Genomic DNA, 21,905 nt, shown 5'->3' with positions numbered 1-21,905 from the left:
GCCCCGACGATCCGTCGGGGCCGCACCGTATGCAAACTGCCGTCAGACTCCGCTGCGGGCCTTCGTCCGGGCGTTGCGACGCTTGAGTGCGCGCCGCTCATCCTCGCTCATGCCCCCCCAGACGCCCGAGTCCTGGCCGGTGTTCAGGGCCCAGGAGAGGCACTCCGTGGTCACCTGGCACCGATTGCAGACCAGTTTCGCGTCAGCGATCTGCGCGAGCGCGGGGCCGCTGTTCCCTACCGGGAAGAACAGCTCCGGGTCCTCGTCGCGACAGACCGCCTTGTGGCGCCAATCCATAAGTTGTTACTCCTCACTGAGTGCGCAGCAAGGCGCACGGTCTTTTTCTTCGGCTGTTAAAGCGTGCACAAGAAAAGGGTCCGCGCCCCTACATGAATTTCTGCATGCAACCTTTCGATCGTTTCACAGGCTCAACAGATGTCAATAGTCGTGCGCAGCCTCGTGGGCTATCTCACTTCACCGACTTCTTATTCAAGCCCTTAGTCCGTTGTACTACACTGCCGGGCCGGTTCCGCTGTGATATTGCTCGCGGCAGTCGGTCGCTGCAGCTCAGAGGTGATTTTTGCCGGGCGGGGCGGCCACGGCCAGCGCATCCGGAACCGACCTGAAAGTCATGGTTTGGCGCAGCCCGAGGTAATCGCCGTCGAACTGGCTCGCCACCGGGCCCGCGGTCGAGGTCACCCGCAGGCAGGCGGCGTCGTCGTCGCGGACGAGCTGCGGCGGGTGGCCCTTCGGCCCGCTGCCCAGCAACTGGCTGACCAGCCGCAGCGTGGGGAACACCTTCATCTCGGTCAGGGCGAACACCCCGAGGCCCGACTCGAAGCTGCAGCCGGGGTTGGTCACCAGCGGGCGGCTGTTGCTGTAGGTCCAGGGGCTGGTGTTGGACACCCAGGCGAAGTGCACGCCGGTGACGGGCTCGCGGCCGGCCAGCTCCACCGTGAGGAGCGGTTCGCGACGGCGGAAGGCCAGCGTGACGGGTATCGCCACGCGCCAATACCGCAGCGGGGTGACCTTGACGCCCTTGTTGCGCTGCTTTTCCACCCCGGCGACCACCTCCGCGTCGACGCCCATTCCGGCGTTGATCACGGCCCACTGCTCGCCGCAGTCGATCAGGCTGATGCGCCGCCACGTCTGGTGACGGCGGTAGTCGTCGAGCAGCTGGATGAGCTGGTTGGTCGCGGCGACCGGATCCGGGGAAATGCCCAGCGACCGGGCCAGCACGTTGGCCGACCCGCCGGGCACCACCGCCAGGGCGGGCACGGGCCCCGCCGGGGCGGTGCCCGGATGGCCCAGCAGGCCGTTGACCACGCCGCTCACCGTGCCGTCGCCGCCGTGCACGACGACCAAGTCGACCCCGTCCTGGACCGCCCGGTGCGCGAGTTCGGTGCCGTGGCCCCGGTGGGTGGTGTGCTCGACGGTCAGCTGCAGGCGGCTTTTGAGTGCGTGCGCGAGAAGGTCGCGACCGGCTGGAGTGGTTGACGTGGCTGTGGGATTCACGATCAGCACGGCGCGCATGATGCACGAGCTTATGCGTGGCGGTTAAGGCCCCGCTTTGGGGCAAGCGGGCCTGACTACGCTGACGCTGTGACCCCGCGCGCCCCGTCCTCCGTCCGTGCGGCGGGCGTGATCGTCGCGGTGCAGGGCGCGGCCGCCCTGGTCATGGCCATCGTGCTGGTGGTGCGTGGCATCGCGGGGGCCGACCAGCGCGTGGTCAACGGACTGGGCACGGCGGCGTGGTTCGTTCTGGTCGGCGGCGTGGTGCTGGCCGCGGGACGCGCGCTGCTGCTCGGCAAGCGGTGGGGGCGCGGGGTGGGCGTCTTCACGCAGCTGCTGTTGCTGCCCGTGGCGTGGTACGTCGCGGTCGGCTCGCACCGGCCGGCCTTCGGCGTCCCGGTGGGGGTGCTGGCGCTGAGCGTGTTGGTGCTGCTCTTCACCCCGGCGGCCGTGCGCTGGGCCGCCGCCGGCGATCAGGGCCGCCGCGCCAGCTCGGCCAACGGCGGGCCGGACAGCCGGTAGGTGGTCCACTCGCGCTGCGGCGCGGCGCCGACGCCCTCGTAGAGCGCGACGGCGTCGACGTTCCAGTTCAGCACCGCCCACGACAACCGGGTGTAGCCCTGGTCGACGCACTCGCGGGCCAGCGCCGCCAGGAGCGCCCGGGCCAGCCCGCGACGGCGAAAACCGGGCCGCACGAACAGGTCTTCGAGGTAGATGCCCGCGACGCAGTCCCAGGTGGAGAAGTTGACGAACCACAACGCCATGGCGGCGATCGCGCCGTCGACTTCGGCCACATGCCCGTGCACGACGGGCGAATTACCGAAAAGCGCTGTGGAAATTTGTGGTTCGGTGACGGTGCATTGCTCGGCGGCATGTTCGAATTCGGCGAGCGCGTGAATCATGTCGGCAATATCGCCGGCGTCCTGCGGGATGGCGCGGCGGATGTTTTCCGTCATTGCTCAACTTCCAGCGCGTTCAATATCGTGGCGAATTTCGTTGTGGTTTCCGCGACTTCGTCGTCGGGATCGGATTCGGCGACGATGCCCCCGCCGGCGCGGGCGAGCGCGGTGCGGCGGTCGGCCGACAGCTGTGCGCAGCGCAGCGACACCACCCAGTGGCCGTCGCCGCCGGCGTCGCACCAGCCCACGGCGCCGGCGTAGAAGCCGCGGTCACCCTCCAGCTCGGCGATGAGCTCGGTCGCGGCCTTCGTCGGAACGCCGCCCACCGCCGGGGTGGGATGCAGCGCCAGCGCCAGATCGATTGCGGTGGTTGACTTCTCGCGCAGCCGGCCGCTGATCGGGGTGCACAGGTGCCAGACCGCCGCGGTGCGGCTCAACTGCGGTTCTCCCGCGATGGTCAATTCGTCGCACAGCGGCTCCAGCGCCGCGCGCATGGTGTCGATCACCAGCCGATGCTCGTGGCGGTCCTTGGCGGAACGGGCCAGCGCGGCCCCGTTGGCCGCGTCGACCTCCGGGTCGGCGGCCCGCGGGGCCGAACCGGCGAACGGCTGGCACACCACGCGATCGCCGCTGCGCGCGACCAGGAGTTCGGGGCTGGCGCCCACCAGCGCCGCGCCGGCGTAGTCGTCGCCGGCTGCGGTCAGGTCGACGAGGTAGCCGTAGGCGGCCGGGTCGGCGACGACCAGGCGGCGCAGGATCTCGCGGGCATCCAGCGGCGCGTCGGCGACCAGTCGCAGGGCACGGGCCAGCACCACCTTGTGCAGCGGGTTGTCGGGTGCCGCGAGTGCGTCCCGCGCGCGAATGATCCGGGCGCGGTAGTCGGCCGGCGGCGGGACCGCGGCGGCGACGCGCACCGGCGGCAGCGGGCCCGCCGGCCAGTCAGGCGGCCCGTCGGTGGATATCACGGCGCCGGGCACCAGCAGGGCCGCGGGCCGGCTCACGTCGAAAGGCAACGCGCCCAACACTATTGGGGCCGAGCCCGAGCGCAGCGCGGCCTGGGCCGCGCCCAGGTCGCGGTAACTTGCGCGCACCCCCTCGGCGAGGATCGTCCCCCGGGGACCGCACAGCGCGAATGGCGGTTCGGTGCTCACCCGGGTGCGATCGCCTGAGGGTTGCCCGTCAATCCGAGCGCGGCGAGCTGCCGCACGCCGTGCTCGAACCCGCACACGGCGACCGAGCCGGCGAGCATCCAGAACCGGCTGCCCTCGACGAGCGGCAACTCGACCCAGCGGGTGATCACCGAGCGGGAAAAGTGGCTGTGGCCCACGAACACCACGTCGCGCGTGCCCATGTGCCCCAACGCGAATTCGACGGCCTTGTCGGCGCGGTCGCTGACCTGAGCCACGCTCTCGCCGCCCGGGCACCCGTGCGTCCACACCAGCCAATCGGGGTCGGACTGCCGGATCTGCGGGGTCGTCAGCCCCTCGTAGGAGCCGTAGTCCCACTCGGCGAGCAGGGGAGACACCTCGTCGACGGTGAGGCCGGCCAACTTGGCTGTGGTCAGCGCGCGGATGCGCGGGCTGCTGACCACCAGCGGGTCGGCGAGATTCAGTTCGGCCAGAACGCGGCCCGCGAGCTCGGCCTGGACGCGGCCGTGATCGGTGAGCTCGAGATCGGTGCGTCCGGTGTGCTGGCCGGACTTGGACCACGGGGTTTCGCCGTGGCGGAGCAGCACCAGCCGGTGGTTGTAGATGCCCATGCCGACCGATTCTGCCGGACGGACATGCCGGGCCGTCGGCCGAAGCGCATGGCGGTCGAACATGCCAGGATGGGCACTGTGAGCGAGGCAACACAATGGAGGGGCGGGCGTTCGTGAGCAAGACCCGGGTATTGGCGGTGGCCAACCAGAAGGGCGGGGTCGCCAAGACGACCACGGTGGCCTCACTGGGGGCGGCGATGGCGGACGAGGGCCAGCGGGTGCTGCTCGTGGATCTGGATCCGCAGGGTTGCCTGACCTTCTCGCTGGGCCAGGATCCCGACAAGCTGCCGGTGTCGGTGCACGAGGTCCTGCTCGGTGAGGTCGAGCCGAACGCGGCGCTCGTCACGACGATGGAGGGAATGACGCTGCTGCCGGCCAACATTGACCTCGCGGGCGCCGAGGCGATGCTGCTGATGCGGGCCGGGCGCGAATACGCGCTCAAACGCGCGCTGGCCAAGCTCTCCGACCAGTTCGACGTCGTCGTCATCGACTGCCCGCCGTCGCTGGGCGTGCTCACCCTCAATGGGCTGACGGCGGCCGACGAGGTCATCGTGCCGCTGCAGTGCGAGACGCTGGCGCACCGCGGCGTCGGCCAATTCCTGCGCACCGTCGCCGACGTCCAGCAGATCACCAACCCGGACCTGCGGCTGCTGGGCGCCCTGCCGACGCTGTACGACTCCCGCACCACCCACACCCGCGACGTGCTGGTCGACGTCGCCGACCGCTACGAAATGCCGGTGCTCGCTCCGCCGATCCCGCGCACGGTGCGGTTCGCCGAGGCGAGCGCGTCGGGGTCGTCGGTGATGGCCGGGCGCAAGAACAAAGGCGCGGTGGCCTACGCCGAGCTGGCGAAGGCGTTGCTCAAGCACTGGAAGACCGGCAAACCGTTGCCGACGTTCGCCGTCGAGATCTAGCCGCGGCGGCGGCCCGGTCGCTCAGCCCAGGGCCACCACGGTGTCGCCGCGCTGCTCGAACACCCGGGAGCCCGAAACGGCCGGGACCACCGCCGCGCCGCCCGGCGCCCGGTTCACCGGGATGTAGCGCTCGTTCGCGCCGCTGAGCGGGTCGTATACCCCGATCGCGCCGGTGACCGGCACCAGCAGCCGGCCGGCCATCATGACCCCCGGCCCCAGCGGCGCCGTCGTCTCGCCCGCGGCGATCGTGTAGCGCAGGGTCAGGTTGGTCGCCTCGAAGACCATCAGCGAATCACCGGTCCACCAGGTCACCAGGTTGCCGGTCTGCGACACCGCCGCAGAGCTCGACGGCGGCTTGGCCAGCAGCGTGCTCGCCACGGTGGTGCCGGTGTCGTCGACGACGTCGATCCGGGGTTGCGGGGACGGCAGATACACCGCGGTGTTGTTCTCCCAAACCGTCAGCACCCGGGCGCCCGAATCGGCCCCGATCCCGGGTTCGGCCACGACGTGTTGCTGAGGTTCGTCGTCTTCCTTGCCCGGGCGCAGCAGGACCAGCCGCAGGTCGCCCTGGGGCGCGCAGCTCTCCAGCACCGACACCGCCGACGAGCTGGCCGCCGCCGAGATCAGCCGGCATCCCGAGTGCAGCCCGCGCGCCGACGGTTTCACCCGCGCGTCCGTCTCGCCGTAGGCCAGCATCCGGACCATGTCGGAGCGCCACAGTTCGAGCCGGGTGTCGCCGGCCGATAGCACCGTGGTGCCGTCGGAGGAAAGGCGCACGCTCGGGTCGGCGTAGCCGCTGCGGGCGGCGCCGCGCCGGCCAGTGGCGCCGTCGAGGGTGCTGACCTGCCCGCACCCGCGGTCGTCCTGATAGACGGCCACGGCGTAGTGGTAGACCCAGGACAGCCCGCACAGGTCCCTGTCGCGGGCGTAGCTCCAGTGGGACTGTCCCGTGCCGGGGTCGCGCCCGTCGACCCGGCGGCCGTCGGCGGTCGCGATCGTCCCGCTGACCACGACGGGCGCGGTGGTGCCGGGGCTGCGCGCCGTCCACAGCTGCTTGAGGGTGGCGGGGACGTCGCGGGCGGGCGTCGGCGCGGGCGCCGGCGTGGCGGCGGGACGGCTGACGGTGGCCCGCGCGTCGCTGGTCCACCAGATCAGCGCCGCCGCGACGGCGACGACGACCGCGATCGCCGCGGCGGCCAGGATGTCGCCCTTCGTGCGGCGCTCCGGTTTGACCATGCGGCGGCGCGGGCCTCAGTTGGCTGCGGCGGGGGCTGTACTCGGTTGCGAGGCGGGCTTGCGGCGCCGGCGGCGGCGCCGGCTGCTGCTGGAGGTCCCGGTGGGCGCGCCCGAGGGCGTCTCCGACGTCGTCACGGCGGCTTCGCCGTTGGCGGTGGCGGGGTGGGCGGTGACGGGCTGGCCGCCGCGGGTGCGCCGGCGCGGCGCGCCGGAGCGCGAACGGCCGGACTTCTCCGGCTTGTCCGCACCCTGGCGGCCGTCGCGGTCGGTGTCGCGGCGCTTGACCGGTGACTTGCGCGGCGAGCCGACCGTGCCGCCCGCCTCGGCGGGGATGCCCATCTCGTCGTAGAGGTGCGGCGAGTTCGAGTAGGTCTCGGCGGGCTCGGGGTTTTCCAGGCCCAGCGCCTTGTCGATCATCGACCATCGGGGCAGCTCGTCCCAGTCCACCAGGGTGACGGCGATACCGGTCTTGCCGGCGCGGCCGGTGCGGCCGATCCGGTGCACGTAGGCCTGTTCGTCCTCGGGGATCTGGTAGTTGATGACGTGGGTGATGTCGTCGATGTCGATGCCGCGGGCGGCGACGTCGGTGGCGACGAGCACGTCGATGTCGCCGTTGCGGAACGCCTTCAGCGCCTTCTCGCGCGCGATCTGGCCCAGGTCGCCGTGCACGGCGCCGACCTTGAAGCCGCGCTCGGCCAGTTCGTCGGCGACCTTCTGCGCGGTGCGCTTGGTGCGGGTGAAGATCATCGTCGCGCCGCGGCCCTCGGCCTGCAGCACGCGGCTGACCAGCTCAACCTTGTCCAGCGCGTGGGCCCGGTAGACGAACTGCTCGGTGGTGTCGTGCGTGGCCGCCGAGTGCGGCGCTTCCGCGCGGATGTGGGTGGGCTGGTTCATGAAGGTGCGGGCCAGCGTGATGATCGGGCCCGGCATGGTCGCCGAGAACAGCATGGATTGCCGGTCCTCGGGGATCTGGCGCAGGATGCGCTCGATGTCGGGCAGGAAGCCCAGGTCGAGCATCTCGTCGGCCTCGTCGAGGACGAGCATGGACAGCCCGCCCAGCTGCAGGTGGCCCTGCTGGGCCAGGTCGAGCAGCCGGCCAGGGGTGCCGACCACGACGTCGGCGCCGGCCTGCAGCGCCTCGATCTGTGGCTCGTAGGCGCGGCCCCCGTAGATCGAGACGACGGACAGGCGGCGGCCCTCGTCGGCGGTGAGGTACTTGGCAGCGGCGGCCAGGTCCTCGGTCACCTGCAGGCAGAGCTCGCGGGTGGGCACCACGACCAGGGCCCGGGGGGTGCCGTTGAGCTCCCGCACGCCGATTCCGGACGTGATGCGGTTCAGCAGCGGGACGCCGAAGGCGAGGGTCTTGCCCATGCCGGTGCGGGCTTGGCCGATCACGTCGTCGCCGGCGAGCGCCAGCGGCATGGTCAGTTCCTGGATGGCAAAGGGCCGCTCGATGCCCTTTTCGGCGAGGGCGCGGACGATTTCGTCGCGAACGCCGAGGTTGGCAAAAGTCAGTTCAGTTGCGCTCATGCGTGGGTAATAAGCCTTTCGGTGACATATCGGTTTGTGTCGGTGTTTCTCTGTCGCGGTCACGCGCGCACGAGTTCCGACTCCGAATACGTCGCCGAGGCGCGGCCCTTGATACGGCCTGAGCGGGTCAGGACGGGCGGGCCAGCTGTGCACGCACATTTCGCAGATACTGGCGGGCGATAAAAATTCAGCCAATACCTGCGTCCATGATAGCTGGTCGCAAGCTGGCGCCCATTTGGTGCTAATCCCGCCGACTAGAGTGTTGCCATGACCCCGCCCCTTTCCGGGTCCTCCCATGCCGATCAGGTGGACGATCCGCCTGCCTCGCGGCTGTCGGCGGATCACCCCGGCGTCAACGAGTTGTTCGCGGTGCTGGCCTACGGCGAGGTCGCCGCGTTCTACCGGCTCACCGACGAGGCGCGGATGGCGCCCGACCTGCGGGGACGGATCTCCATGGCGAGCATGGCCGCCGCCGAGATGCAGCACTACGAGCTGCTGCGCGACGCGTTGGAACGCCGCGGCGTCGACGTGGTGCCGGCGATGTCGAAGTACGTCTCGGCGCTGGAGAACTATCACCGGCTGACCATGCCGAGCACGTGGCTGGAAGCGCTGGTGAAGACCTATGTGGGCGACGCGCTGGCCGCCGACCTGTACCTGGAGATCGCCGACGGGCTGCCCGACGAGGTCGCCGACGTGGTGCGCGCGGCGCTGTCGGAGACGGGGCACTCGCAGTTCGTCGTCGCCGAGGTGCGCGCCGCGGTGACGTCCAGCGGCAAACAGCGCAGCCGGCTGGCTCTGTGGTCCCGCCGGTTGTTCGGGGAGGCGATCACCCAGGCCCAGTACGTGCTGGCCGAGCACGACGAGCTGGTCGACCTGGTGGTGTCCGGCCCCGGCGGCCTGGGTCAGCTCAGCGCGTTCTTCGACCGCCTGCAGCAGACGCACGACCGGCGGATGCGCGAACTCGGCCTGAGCTGACGCCTCAGCGGGTGCAGGTCGCCATGACGCCGTTGTTGGCCGACGTCACCACCGGCTGACCGGCGGCGTTGACGACCGAGCAGTTGAGCCGGCCGTAGAAGCTGGTCGCGACCACCGACACCGTCTGGACTCCGGGGTTCAGGACGATCACCTTCGACCACGGCAGCGACACGTTGAACTCGGTCTGCGGGTAGCCGCGGGCGTCGGTGTAGGCCACGTTCACCAGGTCCAGCAACTGTTTCGTCCCGGTGACGGTGTAGATGACGGTGCGCGGGTTCAGCGCTACCGGCGGCGGCGCTTCCGCCGGGGGCGGCAGGGCGGTCGGCGTCTGCGCCGGCATCGGCAGCGGGGTGGTGGACGCGCTGGGCGGCGGGGTCAGGGTGGTCACCGTCTCGGGCGGCAACGGGGTAGCAGACGGGCTGGGCTGGGCGACAGGGCTTCTGGGCGTGGGCGGCGCGGAGGTCAGCGTCCGCGGCGGTGTCGCCCCGACGGTCGCCTTCGTCGACGCGCTGTCGCCGCTGTTGACGATGACGGCCGTCGCGATGGCGCCGATGGCCACCACCGCGCCGAGGATCGCGGCGGCCGGGCGCCAGCGCGTGTCGGCCGGCCAGGCCAGGTCGCCGTAGCCGCCCAGGTCCTCGGTGTCGGCTCCGTCGTAGTCGTCGTCTTCGGGGTAGTCGTAGACCGGGCCGAGACGATCGGTGAGCATGTTTCTGATGGTGCCGATGTTACCGATGTGACTATCGCGATCCGGGCGGCGAAGGCGATGTTGGCCGAGCTGGGAGCGAATCGTTATCTTCGGTCGGGCCGCGGTTCGCTTATCGCGAACCGGGGGGCCGGGGAGACATGCGGCCCAGGCGCGTCCACTAGCCTGCTGCTGACACGTCTGAGGAACTTCAAAGCCTTTGATACGAACGGAAGGGGCCACCGTGGAGGTCAAAATCGGTATCACGGACAGTCCGCGGGAGCTGGTCCTGTCCAGTACGCAGACGCAAGCCGAAGTCGAAGAGCTCGTGGCGGCCGCGCTGCGCGACGGCTCAGGCCTGCTCAGCATGAACGACGAGCGGGGCCGTCGCTTCCTGATTCAGAGCTCCAAGATCGCCTACGTCGAAATCGGTGTCGCGGACGCGCGCCGGGTCGGGTTCGGCATCGGCGCCGAGTCGGCGGGCAAGCACTCGGGAAAGGCCGCTAAGGGCGAGTAAGCGGCACGTGTGACAGCCCGCCCCAGGCGAACTGGACGGTGCCGTCGACCGCGTCGGCCTTGGAGATCGGGCGGTCGGAGTCCAGCCAGTACCGGGCGCAGTCGACGCTGATGCCGACCAATCCCACCGCGATCATGCGGGCGCGGTGGGGGTCGAGCCCGGAATCGGCGCTGATCAGATCGAACACGGCGTCCGTGCAGGATTCGGTCGCGACCCGCACCTCCGCGGCGACCTCGGGCTCGGTGACGTAGTCGTTCTCGAAGATCAACCGGTAGCCCTGGCTGTCGTGCTCGATGAAGTCGAAGAACGCCTGCACCGCCGCGTGCAGCCGGCGCCGGTTGTCGGTGGTGGTGCTCAGGGCCTGCTGCACACCGGAGACCAGGTTTTCGACGTGCCGGTGGAGCACCGCCAGGTAGAGCTCGAGCTTGCTGGAAAAGTGTTGGTACAGAACCGGTTTGCTGACCCCGGCCCGGTCGGCGATCTCGTCCATGCCGGCCGCGTGATAGCCGCGGTTGACGAAGACGTCGCTGGCGACGATCAGCAGCTGGCCGCGCCGCTCGTCGCGGGGCAAGCGGTTGCCGCGCCGGTTGGCGGCCACGACGCCGTCTCCCGGCCGACCACGGTCGGCCGATTTGACGGCGCGTCGTGCCGCCGGCTTGGCGAGATCGCTCATCGAGTCCTCATCTGCTTGTCGCCGCCGCTCGCGGCTCGTCGCAAAGACATTACTACCCATGGTCCGTTCGTGATCGTCATCGCCGCCGTCTGCGCTGGCAGACACGGTGTCGCGGGCCGCATTCGGGCGCGCCAAGGGCGGTCACAGGGCCGGCTGTGCAATCCTGGGGCAATGACGTCCCAGCGGCCCGTGCGAGGCACCGGTCGGGTTCCCATGGTGCGCGACGAGTGGCGAGAACCACTTCGCGCGCTGCGTGACCCGATCGGCCCCGGGGCTGGACGCACCCGCGCCGACCGCGGGCGCCAGCGCCAGTGGCGCAAGCAGACGTGGCTGGGGCGCTTCGTCTCCACCTACGGCTGGCGGGCCTACGCGTTGCCGGTTCTGGCGGTGCTCACCGGGTTGGTGATCTATCAGACCGTCACCGGAACGAGCGCGCCGAAACCGACGGCGACGCAATCCATCCAGGGCACGCCGGACATCGGCGCGGTGGGCACGTCGATCATCGACGCGCCGCCCCGCGGGCTCGCCGCCTTCGACGCCAACCTGCCCGCCGGCACCCTGCCGGACGGCGGCCCGTTCAGCGAGGCGGGCGACAAGACGTGGCACATCGTGCCGGGCGCGATGCCACAGGTCGGTCAGGGCACCGCCAAGGTGTTCCGCTACACCGTCGAGGTTGAAAACGGCATCGACCCAACGATGTTCGGCGGCGACGAGGCCTTCGCCGAGATGGTCGACCAGACGCTCGACAACCCCAAGGGGTGGACGCACAACCCGCAATTCGCGTTCATCCGGATCGACAACGGCAAGCCCGACTTCCGGATCTCGCTGGTGTCCCCGGTTACGGTGCGCGGTGGGTGCGGCTACGAATTCCGGCTGGAGACCTCCTGCTACAACCCGGTTTACGGGCCCGACCGGCAGGCGCGGGTCTTCATCAACGAGGCGCGCTGGGTTCGCGGGGCCGTGCCGTTCGAGGGCGACGTCGGCTCCTATCGGCAGTACGTGATCAACCACGAGGTGGGCCACGCCATCGGGTACGTGCGGCACGAGCCCTGCGAGCAGCAGGGCGGCCTGGCGCCGGTGATGATGCAGCAGACGTTCTCCACCTCCAACGACGACGCCGCCAAGTTCGACCCCGATTTCGTCAAGGCCGACGGCAAGACCTGCCGGTTCAACCCCTGGCCGTATCCGATCGCCTGACGCGCGCATCGAACGTCGCGCCGGCGCAGCGTTCGCGCCGGCCCCGGGAAGCAGCGGTGGTTGTTTGCCGTTGACCCGGTCAACTGCTGTGATGGATAGAGCTGACGAAAGCTACCGAGGAGTTGTTCGGTGTCGACATCCGAGACGTCACTGCCGCCACTGGTCGAGCCCGCAGCCCAGCTGAGTCGTGACGAGGTGGCCCGCTACAGCCGGCACCTGATCATCCCGGACCTGGGTGTCGACGGGCAGAAGCGGCTGAAGAACGCGCGGGTGCTGGTGATCGGCGCCGGCGGCCTCGGCGCCCCCGCGTTGCTCTACCTGGCCGCCGCGGGCGTCGGCACCATCGGCATCGTCGACTTCGACGTCGTCGACGAGTCCAACCTGCAGCGCCAGATCATCCACGGCGTCGCCGACGTCGGGCGGTCCAAGGCCCAGTCGGCGCGCGACTCGATCGCCGCCATCAACCCCCTGGTCGACGTGAGGTTGCACGAGTTCCGGCTCGAGCCGCACAACGCGGTCGACCTGTTCGCGCAGTACGACCTGATCGTGGACGGCACCGACAACTTCGCCACCCGGTATCTGGTCAACGACGCCGCGGTGCTGGCCGGCAAGCCCTACGTGTGGGGGTCGATCTACCGCTTCGAGGGCCAGGTGTCGGTGTTCTGGGAGGACGCCCCGGCCGATGAGGGCGGCAATAAGCGAGGCCTGAACTATCGCGACCTCTACCCGGAGCCGCCGCCGCCCGGGCTGGTCCCGTCCTGCGCCGAGGGCGGGGTGCTGGGCATCATCTGCGCGTCCATCGCGTCGGTCATGGGCACCGAGGCGATCAAGCTGATCACCGGGATCGGGGAGTCACTGCTGGGCCGGTTGATGATCTACGACGCGCTGGAGATGAGCTACCGCACGATCCGCATCCGCAAGGACCCGTCGACGCCGAGGATCACCGGGCTGATCGACTACGAGGACCTCTGCGGCGCGGTGTCCGAAGATGGCGCCGCCGCGGCCGCCGATTCCACCATCACCCCGCGCGAGCTGCGCGAGTTGCTGGACTCCGGCAAGAAGCTGGCCCTGATCGACGTCCGCGAGCCGGTGGAGTGGGACATCAACCACATCGACGGCGCCCAGCTGATCCCGAAGTCGTTGCTCAGCTCCGGCGAGGGCCTGGCGCAGCTGCCCCACGACCGCAAGGCCGTGCTGTACTGCAAGACCGGCGTGCGCTCGGCGGAGGCGCTGGCCGCGGTGAAGAAGGCCGGCTTCCCTGACGCGGTGCATTTGCAGGGCGGCATCGTGGCGTGGGCCAAACAGATGCAACCCGACATGGTGATGTACTGACCCGATCCGGCCGATCGGCTCCATTACGCTACCGGTGTGACAGTCGAGCCACCGCCGGAGCATGTACTGGCGGCGTTTGGTTTGACCGGCGTGAAGCCCGTCCTGCTGGGGGCCAGCTGGGAGGGCGGCTGGCGCTGCGGCGAGGTCGTGCTGTCGATCGTCGCCGACCACGCCCGCGCCGCCTGGTCGGCGAGGGTGCGCGAGACGTTGTTCGTGGATGGCGTCCGGCTGGCCCGGCCGGTTCGCTCCACCGACGGGCGCTACGTGGTGTCGGGATGGCGGGCGGACACCTTCGTCGCGGGTACGCCGGAGCCCCGCCATGACGAGGTCGTCTCCGCGGCCGTGCGCCTGCACGAGGCGACCGGAAAACTGGAACGCCCCCGCTTCCTGACCCAGGGCCCCACCGCACCCTGGGGCGACGTCGACGTGTTCATCGCCGCCGACCGGGCCGCGTGGGAAGAGCGGCCGCTGGCGTCGGTGCCGCCGGGCGCGCGCACGGCGCCGCCGTCGTCCGACGCCGAGAAGTCGGTCGAGCTGATCGGCCAGCTCGCCAGCCTGCGCAAGCCGACCAAGAGCCCCAACCAGCTGGTCCACGGCGACCTTTACGGCACGGTGCTCTTCATCGGCACCGCGGCGCCCGGCATCACCGACATCACCCCCTACTGGCGGCCCGCGTCGTGGGCCGCCGGCGTCGTCGTCGTCGACGCGCTGTCCTGGGGGGAGGCCGACGACGGGCTCATCGAACGCTGGAACGCGCTGCCGGAGTGGCCGCAGATGTTGTTGCGGGCGTTGATGTTTCGGTTGGCCGTGCACGCGCTGCACCCGCGGTCTACCGCCGAGGCGTTCCCGGGCCTGGCCCGCACCGCGGCCCTGGTCCGGCTGGTTCTCTAGGCCCCCGAGGGAAACTCGTAGCGCACCTCGTCCAGCGCGATCCTGCCGTCTTTAGCGAGGACGCCCTCGGCGCGCAGCAGCTCCAGCTGCCGGGTGGTCAGGTGTCGCGCGGGGCGCCCGGACGCGGTGATCACCCGGTGCCAGGGCAGGTCCGAGGAATCGGTCCGCATCACCCACCCGACGATTCGGGGGCTGGAAAGCCCTGCGACAGCGGCGATGTCGCCGTAGGTGACGACCCGGCCCGACGGGATCGCCGCGACCAGGGCACGCACCCGCTCGACCTGCTCATCGGTGACCGGCGCCACGGTCAGCGGGCTTCTGACAGCTCGCGGATCAACGCCGCGACCTCGGTGGGCCTGGAGTGCGGCACCATGTGATTGCAGTCGAAATCCAGCAGCCGGAAATCGGATCCGAGGCGCCCTTGCAGCCCCTCGATCAACTGATCGCTGACGTACGGCGGCGACGTCTGCTTGGCCCGAACCAGGGTCGTCGCGGTTCCGGCCCGCGGCAGCACGACGTTTCGGGCCAGCTCGCTCCAGTAGGACATCATGGCCGGCAGGCTGACGCGCCAGCCGTAGCGCCCGTTGGGCAGCTCGATCAGGTGCTCGTCGATCTCGGTGTCGAGCCACGCGGGATCGACGTCCGCCCAGGAGCCGGCGGCCTTTTCCAGGCGCGCCTCGTCGGCGTCGGGGTAGTCGGGGGAGGCGAACATCGCCGCGGCGATGTCCCGCATCCAGCCCCCGTCCAGCCCGACCGCCGGGTCGAGCAGCAGCAGCGCCGCCACCCGCTCCGGGTGCGCCGCGGCCAGCTGCAGCGCCAGCGCGCCGCCGAACGAGTGCCCGACCACCAGCACCGGCGCCCCTCCTTTAGCGGCGGCTTCTTTGTCGAGCAGCGCGGCCAGCGCCGAGACGTTGGCGTCGATGGTCCACGGCGCCGCCCACGACGACGCGCCGTGGCCCAGCAAATCCGGTGCGGCGATGTCGATTTCGGGTAGATAGCCGGCCAGGTGCTGCCAGCGCCCGCCGTAACCGGTCAGGCCGTGCAGGGCCAGCATCCGCACCGGACCGCCCGGGCCGTAGCGGTGCACGTGCAGGTCGGCGGTCACCCGGCGGTGTCATCCCGGTCGTCGTCGGCGGGGACGACGAACGCCTGCTCGATGACGTCCGCCTCGTTGGCATCGCGATCGGCGGCGTCGGCCAGGTAGTCGGTGTCCAGGCCGGCTTCGTCCTCGGCTTCGAGAGCCTGACGCTGCTCCGCCGCGTCCGCCTCGGGCACTACGTCGTCGGGACCAATACCCATGCAATCTCTCCTTGCCTAGCGGGGCGTTTCGGGTTCCTTCCATCCAGTATCCGGATTCTGTCAGACCCTCGTGATTGCATGCAGCCATGCCATACACCTGGGACGACGAGGCGGGTGCGCTCCTGGCGCCCGGCCTGTGCGGCCGGGTGCGTGTCCTGGGCGGGCCGGGCACCGGCAAGAGCAGCCTGCTCATCGACGCCGCCGTCGCCCAGATCGGCGCGGGCGTCGATCCGGAATCGGTTCTGCTGCTTACCGGTTCCGGCCGGATGGGGCCGAGGGCGCGCGCCGCGTTGACGACGGCGCTGCTGGGATCGCGTTCCGCCGGCGCGGCCCGGGCCGCGGTTCGCGAGCCGTTGGTGCGCACCGTGCACAGCTACGCGTATGCGGTGCTGCGCCGGGCCGCCGAACGCGCCGCCGACGCGCCCCCGCGGCTGGTCACCAGCGCCGAACAGGACGCCATCATCCGGGAACTGCTGGCCGGTGACCTCGAGGACGGGGCGAGCGCATGGCCGGCCCACCTGCGGCCCGCGCTGGCCACCGCCGGGTTCGCCACCGAGCTGCGAAACCTGTTGGCGCGCTGCGCCGAACGGGGGGTCGATCCGCAGGAATTGGAGCGGCTCGGCCGCCGCTGCGGGCACCCGGAATGGACTGCCGCCGGCCAATTCGCGCGGCAGTACGAGCAGGTGATGCTGCTGCGCGCGGCCGTCGGGACGGCGGCGCCGCAGGCGACGTCGCCGGCGTTCGGCGCCGCGGAGCTGGTCGGAGCCGCGCTGGAGGCCTTCGCCGTCGATCCGGAACTGCTGGCCGCCGAGCGCGCCCGGGTCCGCGTCCTGCTGATCGACGACGCGCAACAGCTCGACCCGCAGGCGGCCCGGCTGGTTCGGGTGCTGGCCGCGGGCACCGAGGTGACGCTGACCGCCGGTGACCCTAACCAGGCGGTGTTCGGCTTCCGGGGCGGCGAGGCGTCGGGGCTGCTCTCCGACGATTCACCGTCGGTGACGCTCACGACATCTCATCGCTGTGCTCCGGCCGTCGCGCGCGCCGTCAGCGGCGTCGCGCGCCGGTTGCCCGGCGGCAGCGCCGGCAGGTGCATCGAGGGCGCCGGGCCCGAGGACGGATCCGTCCAGGCGCGGCTGGCCGCGTCGGCGCACGCGGAGGCGGCCCTGATCGCCGATGCGCTGCGGCGCGCCCACCTGATCGACGGGATCCCGTGGTCGCAGATGGCCGTCATCGTCCGGTCGGTGCCGCGCGCCGGGGCGCGGCTGCCGCGCGCTCTGGCCGCCGCCGGCGTCCCGGTGGCCGCACCCGCCTCAAGCGGACCGCTGTCCGACGAGCCGGCGGCGCGCGCGCTGCTCACCGTTCTGGCCGCCACCGCGGACAGTCTCGACGGGGACCAGGCGCTGGCGTTGCTGACCGGCCCCATCGGCCGCGTCGACCCGGTGGCGCTGCGGCAGCTGCGCCGAACCCTGCAGCGCGCCAACGCCGATCGTGCGCCCGGCGACGTCGGCGGCCTGCTGGTGGAGGCCCTGCGGGCCGACTCTCCGCCGCACGGACCGCATGCCCGGGCGCTGGGGCGGGTGCGCGCGGTGCTGGACGCGGCCGCGCGCTGCCACGGCGCGGGCCAAGACCCGCGCTACACCCTGTGGGCCGCCTGGCATCGGTCGGGCCTGCAGCGCCGCTGGCTGTCGGCCAGCGAGCGCGGCGGCCCGGCCGGCGCCCAGACCACCCGGGATCTCGAGGCGGTGACCGCCCTGTTCGACGTCACCGATCAGTATGTGTCCCGCACGCCCGGCGCGTCGCTGCGCGGGCTCGTCGAGCACGTCGCCGCGCTGCAGCTGCCGGGCGCCAACCCCGAGCCGGTGTCGCAGGCGGAGCAGGTCAGGGTGCTCAGCGCCCACGCCGCGCTGGGGCACGAATGGGACTTCGTGATCGTCGCCGGGCTGCAGGAAGGGCTGTGGCCCAACACGATTCCGCGCGGCGGCGTGCTGAACACGCAGCGGCTGATCGACGCGCTCGACGGCGTCACCGCGGACGCGTCGGTGCGGGCACCGCTGCTGGCCGAGGAGCGCCGGCTGCTGGTGGCGGCGATGGGCCGGGCCCGACGCCGGCTGCTGGTGACGGCCGTGGACAGCGACACGGACGGGACCGACGGGGACGCCGCGCTGCCGTCGGCGTTCTTCTCCGAGGTCGCGCAGTGCGCCGACGACGATCCCGTTGACGGGCAACCGATCTCGGCGCCCCGGGTGTTGTCCGCGGCGGCGCTGGTGGGCCGGCTGCGCGGCGTCGTGTGCGCGCCCGGCGGGGCGGTGGACGACGCCGTGCGCCGTTGCGCGGCGATGCAATTGGCCCGGTTGGCCGACGCCGGGGTGCCCGGCGCCGACCCGGCCGGCTGGCATGGCCTGATCCCGGTCAGCACGACGGAGCCGCTGCGGTCCGCCGCGGCGCCCGTCACGCTGACGCCCTCGACCCTGCAGACGCTCAACGACTGCCCGCTGCGCTGGCTGGCCGAACGGCACGGCGGAACCGACGCGCGGGATCTGCGGTCCACGATCGGCTCGGTCTTGCACGCGCTGATCGCCGAACCGGCCAAGACGGAATCCGAACTGCTGGCCGAGCTGGACCGGGCCTGGAAGCACCTGCCCTTCGACGCGCGATGGCATTCGGCCAACGAGCTGGCGCGGCACCGCGCGATGGTCGCGGCCTTCGTGCAGTGGCGGACGCAGACCCGGGGCGAGCTGACCGAGGTCGGTGTCGAGGTGGGCGTCGACGGAACGCTGACCCAGCCGCGCGATGACGGCGGCGAGATCCGGCTGCGCGGGCGGGTCGACCGGCTGGAACGCGACGCGGCCGGCCGGCTGGTGATCGTCGACATCAAGACCGGCAAGAGCCCCGTCAGCAAAGACGATGCCCAACAACACGCGCAGCTCGCGATGTATCAGCTGGCGGTGGCCGAGGGCATGATCGACGCGGGAGCCGAGCCCGGCGGGGCGCGGCTGGTCTATGTCGGCAGGACCGGGGCCGGCGGCCCCACGGTGCGTGAGCAGGATCCGCTGACCGCGGCGGCCCTCAACGAGTGGCGCGACCTCGTCCGGCGGGCCGCCGACGCGACGGCCGGGCCGCAGTTCATCGCCCGGCGCAACGACGGCTGCACCCACTGCCCGATACGGCGGTGCTGCCCGGCCCACGTCGACGGGGCAACGCCGTGACCCCGCGCTACAGCCCGGCCGAATTAGCTTGCGCGCTGGGGCTTTTCCCGCCCACCGACGAGCAGGCCGCCGTCATCGCCGCACCGCCGGGGCCGCTGGTCGTCATCGCCGGCGCCGGCGCCGGCAAGACCGAGACGATGGCCGCGCGGGTGGTGTGGCTCGTCGCCAACGGCTACGCCGCGCCCGGCCAGGTGCTCGGGCTGACGTTCACCCGCAAGGCCTCCGGGCAGCTGCTGCGCCGGGTCCGGTCCCGGCTGGCGCGGCTGGCCGGCATCGGGCTCGCGGCGACCGGGGAACCGGACGCCACCCCCGCGGTCAGCACCTACCACGCCTTCGCCGGCTCGCTGCTGCGCGACCACGGCCTGCTGCTGCCCGTCGAGCCCGACACCCGGCTGCTCGGCGAGACCGAGCTGTGGCAGTTGGCCTTCGACGTGGTCAGTGGGTACCGGGGGGAACTGCGCATCGACAAGACACCGGCCGCGGTCACCTCGATGGTGCTGCGGCTGTGGGGGCAGCTGGCCGAGCACCTCGTCGACACCGGCCAGCTCCGCGACACCCACGTCGAGCTGGAGCGGCTGATCCACGCGTTGCCGGCCGGCCCCTACCAGCGCGACCGCGGGCCCAGCCAGTGGCTGCTGCGGCTGCTGGCCACCCAGACCGAGCGCGCCGAGCTGGTGCCGCTGCTCGACGCGCTGAACGCGCGGATGCACGCCGCGAAGGCGATGGACTTCGGCATGCAGATGGCGTCGGCCGCGCGGCTGGCGGTGGCCTTCCCGCAGGTGGGTCAGGAGTTGCGGACCCGCTACCGCGTGGTGCTGCTCGACGAGTACCAGGACACCGGGCACGCCCAACGCATCGCGCTGTCGGCGCTGTTCGGCGGCGGTGTCGACGACGGGCTGGCGCTGACGGCCGTCGGCGACCCGATTCAGTCGATCTACGGCTGGCGCGGCGCCTCGGCGACCAACCTGCCGCGGTTCTCCACCGACTTCCCCCGCGCCGACGGCACCCCGGCGCCCGTCCTGGAGCTGCGGACCAGCTGGCGCAACCCGCCGCGCGCCCTGCGGGTGGCCAACGCGATCTCGGCGGAGGCGCGGCGCCGGTCGGTCGCCGTGCGCGCCCTGCGCCCCCGCCCGGACGCCGCGCCCGGCACCGTGTGCTGCGCGTTGCTCTCCGACGTGGCGGCCGAACGCGAATGGATCGCCGACCAGATCCACGAGCGGTACCGGCAGGGTGACGGCGCCGCCCCGCCGACCGCCGCGGTGCTGGTGCGCCGCAACGCCGACGCGGCGCCCGTCGCCGACGCGCTGCGCGCGCGCGGAATCCCGGTCGAGGTGGTGGGTTTGGCCGGCCTGTTGTCGGTCCCCGAGGTCGCCGACGTGGTGGCCATGCTGCGGCTGGTGGCCGATCCGACCGCCGGCGCGGCGGCCATGCGGGTGCTGACCGGCCCGCGCTGGCGCCTCGGCGGTCGCGACATCGCCGCGCTGTGGCAGCGTGCGGTGGCCCTGGCCGGGGAACGCCCGGGCACGACGTCGCCCGAGTCGATCGCGATGGCGGCCGGGCCCGACCCCGATACGGCCTGCCTGGCCGACGCGATCAGCGATCCCGGCCCGGCCGGCGCGTACTCGGTCACGGGCTATCGGCGCATCGCCGCGCTGGCCGCCGAACTGCGCGCCCTGCGCGGCCACCTCGGTCACTCGCTGCCCGACCTGGTCGCCGAGGTGCGCCGGACGCTGGGTGTCGACTGCGAGGTCCGCGCCGGCGCGGCGATCTCGGCCGGATGGACCGGCGCCGAGCAACTCGACGCCTTCGCCGACGTCGTCGCCGGCTACGCCGAGCGGACACGCGCCGCGGCAGACCAGCCGGTGACGGCGTCGGTCGCCGGCCTGCTGGCCTACCTCGACGCCGCCGAGGCGGTGGAGAGCGGTTTGCCGCCGGCCCCGGCGGCGGTCGCGCGCGACCGGGTGCAGGTCCTCACGGTGCACTCGGCGAAGGGCCTGGAGTGGCAGGTCGTCGCGGTCGCGCACCTGTCGGGCGGCATCTTCCCGTCGACCGCTTCGCGCAGCACCTGGCTCACCGACGCCGCCGAGCTGCCGCCGCTGTTGCGCGGCGACCGCGCCTCGGCGGGCGCGCTGGGCATCCCGGTGCTGGACACTTCGGCTGTCACCAATCGAAAGCATCTGTCGGACAAGATCTTCGAGCACCGCCGCCAACTCGAGCTGCGGCGCGTCGACGAGGAACGCCGGCTGCTGTACGTGGCGATCACCCGGGCCGAGGACACCCTGCTGCTGTCCGGCCATCAGTGGGGAGCCACGGGGGTCAAACCGCGCGGCCCGTCGGAGTTCCTGTGCGAGCTCAAGGACATCATCGACCGCGCGGCCGCCGACGGCGATCCGTGCGGAGTGGTGGAACATTGGACGCCCGACCCGGCCGACGGCGAGCGAAATCCCATGCGCGACAACGTCGTCGAGGCGGTGTGGCCCGCCGACCCGTTGGCCGCGCGGCGCGGCGCCGTCGAAGCCGGCGCCGCGCTGGTGGCCGGGGCCATGGCGGGCGAGCTCGACGGGGCCGGCGCCGACGTCGACGGGTGGGCGGCCGACGTCGACGCGCTGTTGGCCGAGCGGGCGCGGTCGGCCGCACCACCCGTCCACGCCCTGCCCAGCCAGGTCTCGGTGAGCGGGCTGGTCGACCTGGCGCGCGACCCGGTGGCCGCGGCGCAGCGGTTGGTGCACCGGCTGCCCACGCGCCCGGACCCGCATGCGTTGCTCGGCAACGCCTTTCACGCGTGGGTGCAGCGGTTCTACGGCGCCGACTCGCTGTTCGATCTCGGCGAACTGCCGGGCGCGGCGGACTCCGAGGTCGGCGACACCCGGGAATTGGCCGCGCTTCAGGCGGCGTTCGCCCAATCGCGGTGGGCGGCCCGCACGCCGGTGGCCGTCGAGGTGCCGTTCGAGATGCCGATCGGCGAGACGGTGGTGCGCGGCCGCATCGACGCCGTGTTCGCCGACCCCGACGGCGGGGCCACGGTCGTGGACTGGAAGACCGGCGAGGCCCCGCGCGGGGCGGAAGCCATGCGGCAGGCCGCGGTCCAGCTCGCCGTCTACCGCCTGGCCTGGGCGGCGCTGGCGCAAGTCCCGGAGTCGTCGGTGCGCACCGCCTTCTATTACGTGCGCACCGGCGCCACCGTCACCCCCGACGAACTGCCGGATCCCGCCGAGCTGGCCGCGTTGGTGCGCGACCCGATACCCGGTGGGCGGCCGGCCAGCGTGGTTACATAGGAGTC

The 21,905-nt window shown here is 71.8% G+C and carries 21 protein-coding genes; 9 read left to right on the top strand and 12 right to left on the bottom strand.

All coding sequences use genetic code 11. The features are described 5' to 3' along the window. Positions 1 to 42: 42 nt before the first annotated feature. Both whiB1 and AC5Y5E_RS02480 read right to left on the bottom strand, forming a co-directional pair. Positions 43 to 297, bottom strand: coding sequence for a transcriptional regulator WhiB1 (gene whiB1 / locus AC5Y5E_RS02485; protein ID WP_066932419.1), 255 nt, complete (start codon positions 295 to 297; stop codon positions 43 to 45). Positions 298 to 567: 270 nt separating this feature from the next. Then, entirely contained in the window at positions 568 to 1,533 is a 966-nt protein-coding gene (locus AC5Y5E_RS02480; RefSeq protein ID WP_499901399.1) for a diacylglycerol/lipid kinase family protein, read from the bottom strand. A 69-nt stretch (positions 1,534 to 1,602) separates the two neighbouring features. On the opposite strand from AC5Y5E_RS02480, the gene AC5Y5E_RS02475 reads away from it, so the two are divergent. After that, positions 1,603 to 2,034, top strand: coding sequence for a hypothetical protein (locus AC5Y5E_RS02475; RefSeq protein ID WP_499901398.1), 432 nt, complete (start codon positions 1,603 to 1,605; stop codon positions 2,032 to 2,034). On the opposite strand, the gene AC5Y5E_RS02470 is transcribed toward AC5Y5E_RS02475, so the two are convergent. The 3 genes from AC5Y5E_RS02470 to AC5Y5E_RS02460 are packed head-to-tail and all read right to left on the bottom strand — an operon-like array spanning position 1,986 to position 4,170. Continuing rightward, entirely contained in the window at positions 1,986 to 2,468 is a 483-nt protein-coding gene (locus tag AC5Y5E_RS02470; RefSeq protein ID WP_499901397.1) for a GNAT family N-acetyltransferase, read from the bottom strand. The two genes, AC5Y5E_RS02475 and AC5Y5E_RS02470, sit on opposite strands and share 49 nt — an antisense overlap. Next, positions 2,465 to 3,562: an isochorismate synthase gene (locus AC5Y5E_RS02465; RefSeq protein ID WP_499901396.1), complete on the bottom strand. Its 1,098-nt coding sequence runs from the start codon at positions 3,560 to 3,562 to the stop codon at positions 2,465 to 2,467. Before AC5Y5E_RS02465 ends, AC5Y5E_RS02470 begins: the two co-directional genes overlap by 4 nt. Continuing rightward, positions 3,559 to 4,170, bottom strand: coding sequence for an acid phosphatase (locus AC5Y5E_RS02460; RefSeq protein WP_499901395.1), 612 nt, complete (start codon positions 4,168 to 4,170; stop codon positions 3,559 to 3,561). The genes AC5Y5E_RS02465 and AC5Y5E_RS02460 overlap by 4 nt, the downstream gene beginning before the upstream one ends. Positions 4,171 to 4,283: 113 nt before the next feature. Here AC5Y5E_RS02460 and AC5Y5E_RS02455 point away from each other — a divergent pair, with 113 nt between their 5' ends. Beyond that, complete coding sequence (locus tag AC5Y5E_RS02455) at positions 4,284 to 5,084, top strand: ParA family protein (protein WP_499901394.1); 801 nt, start codon at positions 4,284 to 4,286, stop codon at positions 5,082 to 5,084. A 21-nt stretch (positions 5,085 to 5,105) separates the two neighbouring features. On the opposite strand, the gene AC5Y5E_RS02450 is transcribed toward AC5Y5E_RS02455, so the two are convergent. Together AC5Y5E_RS02450 and AC5Y5E_RS02445 are read right to left on the bottom strand one after the other, a co-directional pair. Next, complete coding sequence (locus AC5Y5E_RS02450; protein WP_499901393.1) at positions 5,106 to 6,320, bottom strand: Rv3212 family protein; 1,215 nt, start codon at positions 6,318 to 6,320, stop codon at positions 5,106 to 5,108. Between the two features lie 15 nt (positions 6,321 to 6,335). Continuing rightward, a complete protein-coding gene (locus AC5Y5E_RS02445) occupies positions 6,336 to 7,850 on the bottom strand; it encodes a DEAD/DEAH box helicase (protein WP_499901392.1) in 1,515 nt (504 codons plus the stop codon). A gap of 267 nt (positions 7,851 to 8,117) precedes the next feature. On the opposite strand from AC5Y5E_RS02445, the gene AC5Y5E_RS02440 reads away from it, so the two are divergent. Further along, positions 8,118 to 8,825: a ferritin-like fold-containing protein gene (locus tag AC5Y5E_RS02440; RefSeq protein WP_499901391.1), complete on the top strand. Its 708-nt coding sequence runs from the start codon at positions 8,118 to 8,120 to the stop codon at positions 8,823 to 8,825. 4 nt (positions 8,826 to 8,829) lie between these two features. Here AC5Y5E_RS02440 and AC5Y5E_RS02435 read toward each other — a convergent pair whose 3' ends face one another. After that, positions 8,830 to 9,552 carry an MmpS family transport accessory protein gene (locus AC5Y5E_RS02435; RefSeq protein ID WP_499901852.1) on the bottom strand — a complete coding sequence of 241 codons (723 nt, stop codon included), beginning with the start codon at positions 9,550 to 9,552 and terminating at the stop codon, positions 8,830 to 8,832. 202 nt (positions 9,553 to 9,754) lie between these two features. Here AC5Y5E_RS02435 and AC5Y5E_RS02430 point away from each other — a divergent pair, with 202 nt between their 5' ends. Further along, the gene (locus AC5Y5E_RS02430) at positions 9,755 to 10,027 is read left to right on the top strand and encodes a DUF3107 domain-containing protein (protein WP_499901390.1); all 273 of its coding nucleotides are present in this window, start codon (positions 9,755 to 9,757) and stop codon (positions 10,025 to 10,027) included. On the opposite strand, the gene fasR is transcribed toward AC5Y5E_RS02430, so the two are convergent. Then, positions 10,014 to 10,700 (bottom strand): HTH-type transcriptional activator FasR, encoded by a 687-nt coding sequence (gene fasR, locus AC5Y5E_RS02425; protein ID WP_499901389.1) that lies wholly within the window; start codon positions 10,698 to 10,700, stop codon positions 10,014 to 10,016. The genes AC5Y5E_RS02430 and fasR overlap by 14 nt on opposite strands. A gap of 171 nt (positions 10,701 to 10,871) precedes the next feature. On the opposite strand from fasR, the gene AC5Y5E_RS02420 reads away from it, so the two are divergent. From AC5Y5E_RS02420 to AC5Y5E_RS02410, 3 genes are all read left to right on the top strand, one after another. Beyond that, positions 10,872 to 11,897 (top strand): DUF3152 domain-containing protein, encoded by a 1,026-nt coding sequence (locus AC5Y5E_RS02420; protein ID WP_499901388.1) that lies wholly within the window; start codon positions 10,872 to 10,874, stop codon positions 11,895 to 11,897. 129 nt (positions 11,898 to 12,026) lie between these two features. Further along, positions 12,027 to 13,229 (top strand): adenylyltransferase/sulfurtransferase MoeZ, encoded by a 1,203-nt coding sequence (gene moeZ, locus AC5Y5E_RS02415; RefSeq protein WP_499901387.1) that lies wholly within the window; start codon positions 12,027 to 12,029, stop codon positions 13,227 to 13,229. Between the two features lie 36 nt (positions 13,230 to 13,265). Continuing rightward, positions 13,266 to 14,120, top strand: a complete 855-nt coding sequence (locus tag AC5Y5E_RS02410; protein WP_499901386.1) for a TIGR02569 family protein — start codon at positions 13,266 to 13,268, stop codon at positions 14,118 to 14,120. Here the strand turns inward: AC5Y5E_RS02410 and AC5Y5E_RS02405 are convergent. From AC5Y5E_RS02405 to AC5Y5E_RS02395, 3 genes are read right to left on the bottom strand one after another with little or no spacing between them, the layout of a single operon-like run. Next, positions 14,117 to 14,425 carry an MGMT family protein gene (locus AC5Y5E_RS02405; protein ID WP_499901385.1) on the bottom strand — a complete coding sequence of 103 codons (309 nt, stop codon included), beginning with the start codon at positions 14,423 to 14,425 and terminating at the stop codon, positions 14,117 to 14,119. The two genes, AC5Y5E_RS02410 and AC5Y5E_RS02405, sit on opposite strands and share 4 nt — an antisense overlap. A gap of 2 nt (positions 14,426 to 14,427) precedes the next feature. Beyond that, complete coding sequence (locus AC5Y5E_RS02400) at positions 14,428 to 15,225, bottom strand: alpha/beta fold hydrolase (RefSeq protein WP_499901384.1); 798 nt, start codon at positions 15,223 to 15,225, stop codon at positions 14,428 to 14,430. Then, positions 15,222 to 15,419 (bottom strand): Rv3202a family protein, encoded by a 198-nt coding sequence (locus AC5Y5E_RS02395; protein WP_499901383.1) that lies wholly within the window; start codon positions 15,417 to 15,419, stop codon positions 15,222 to 15,224. The genes AC5Y5E_RS02400 and AC5Y5E_RS02395 overlap by 4 nt, the downstream gene beginning before the upstream one ends. 86 nt (positions 15,420 to 15,505) lie before the next feature. On the opposite strand from AC5Y5E_RS02395, the gene AC5Y5E_RS02390 reads away from it, so the two are divergent. Further along, positions 15,506 to 18,625 carry a PD-(D/E)XK nuclease family protein gene (locus AC5Y5E_RS02390; RefSeq protein WP_499901382.1) on the top strand — a complete coding sequence of 1,040 codons (3,120 nt, stop codon included), beginning with the start codon at positions 15,506 to 15,508 and terminating at the stop codon, positions 18,623 to 18,625. After that, complete coding sequence (locus AC5Y5E_RS02385) at positions 18,622 to 21,900, top strand: ATP-dependent helicase (protein WP_499901381.1); 3,279 nt, start codon at positions 18,622 to 18,624, stop codon at positions 21,898 to 21,900. Before AC5Y5E_RS02390 ends, AC5Y5E_RS02385 begins: the two co-directional genes overlap by 4 nt. Positions 21,901 to 21,905: the final 5 nt, after the last annotated feature.

Source organism: Mycobacterium sp. NGS54, from assembly GCF_059812465.1.
The sequence above is the reverse complement of the archived record's forward strand: the minus strand, read 5'-3'. Positions and strand labels throughout refer to the sequence as shown.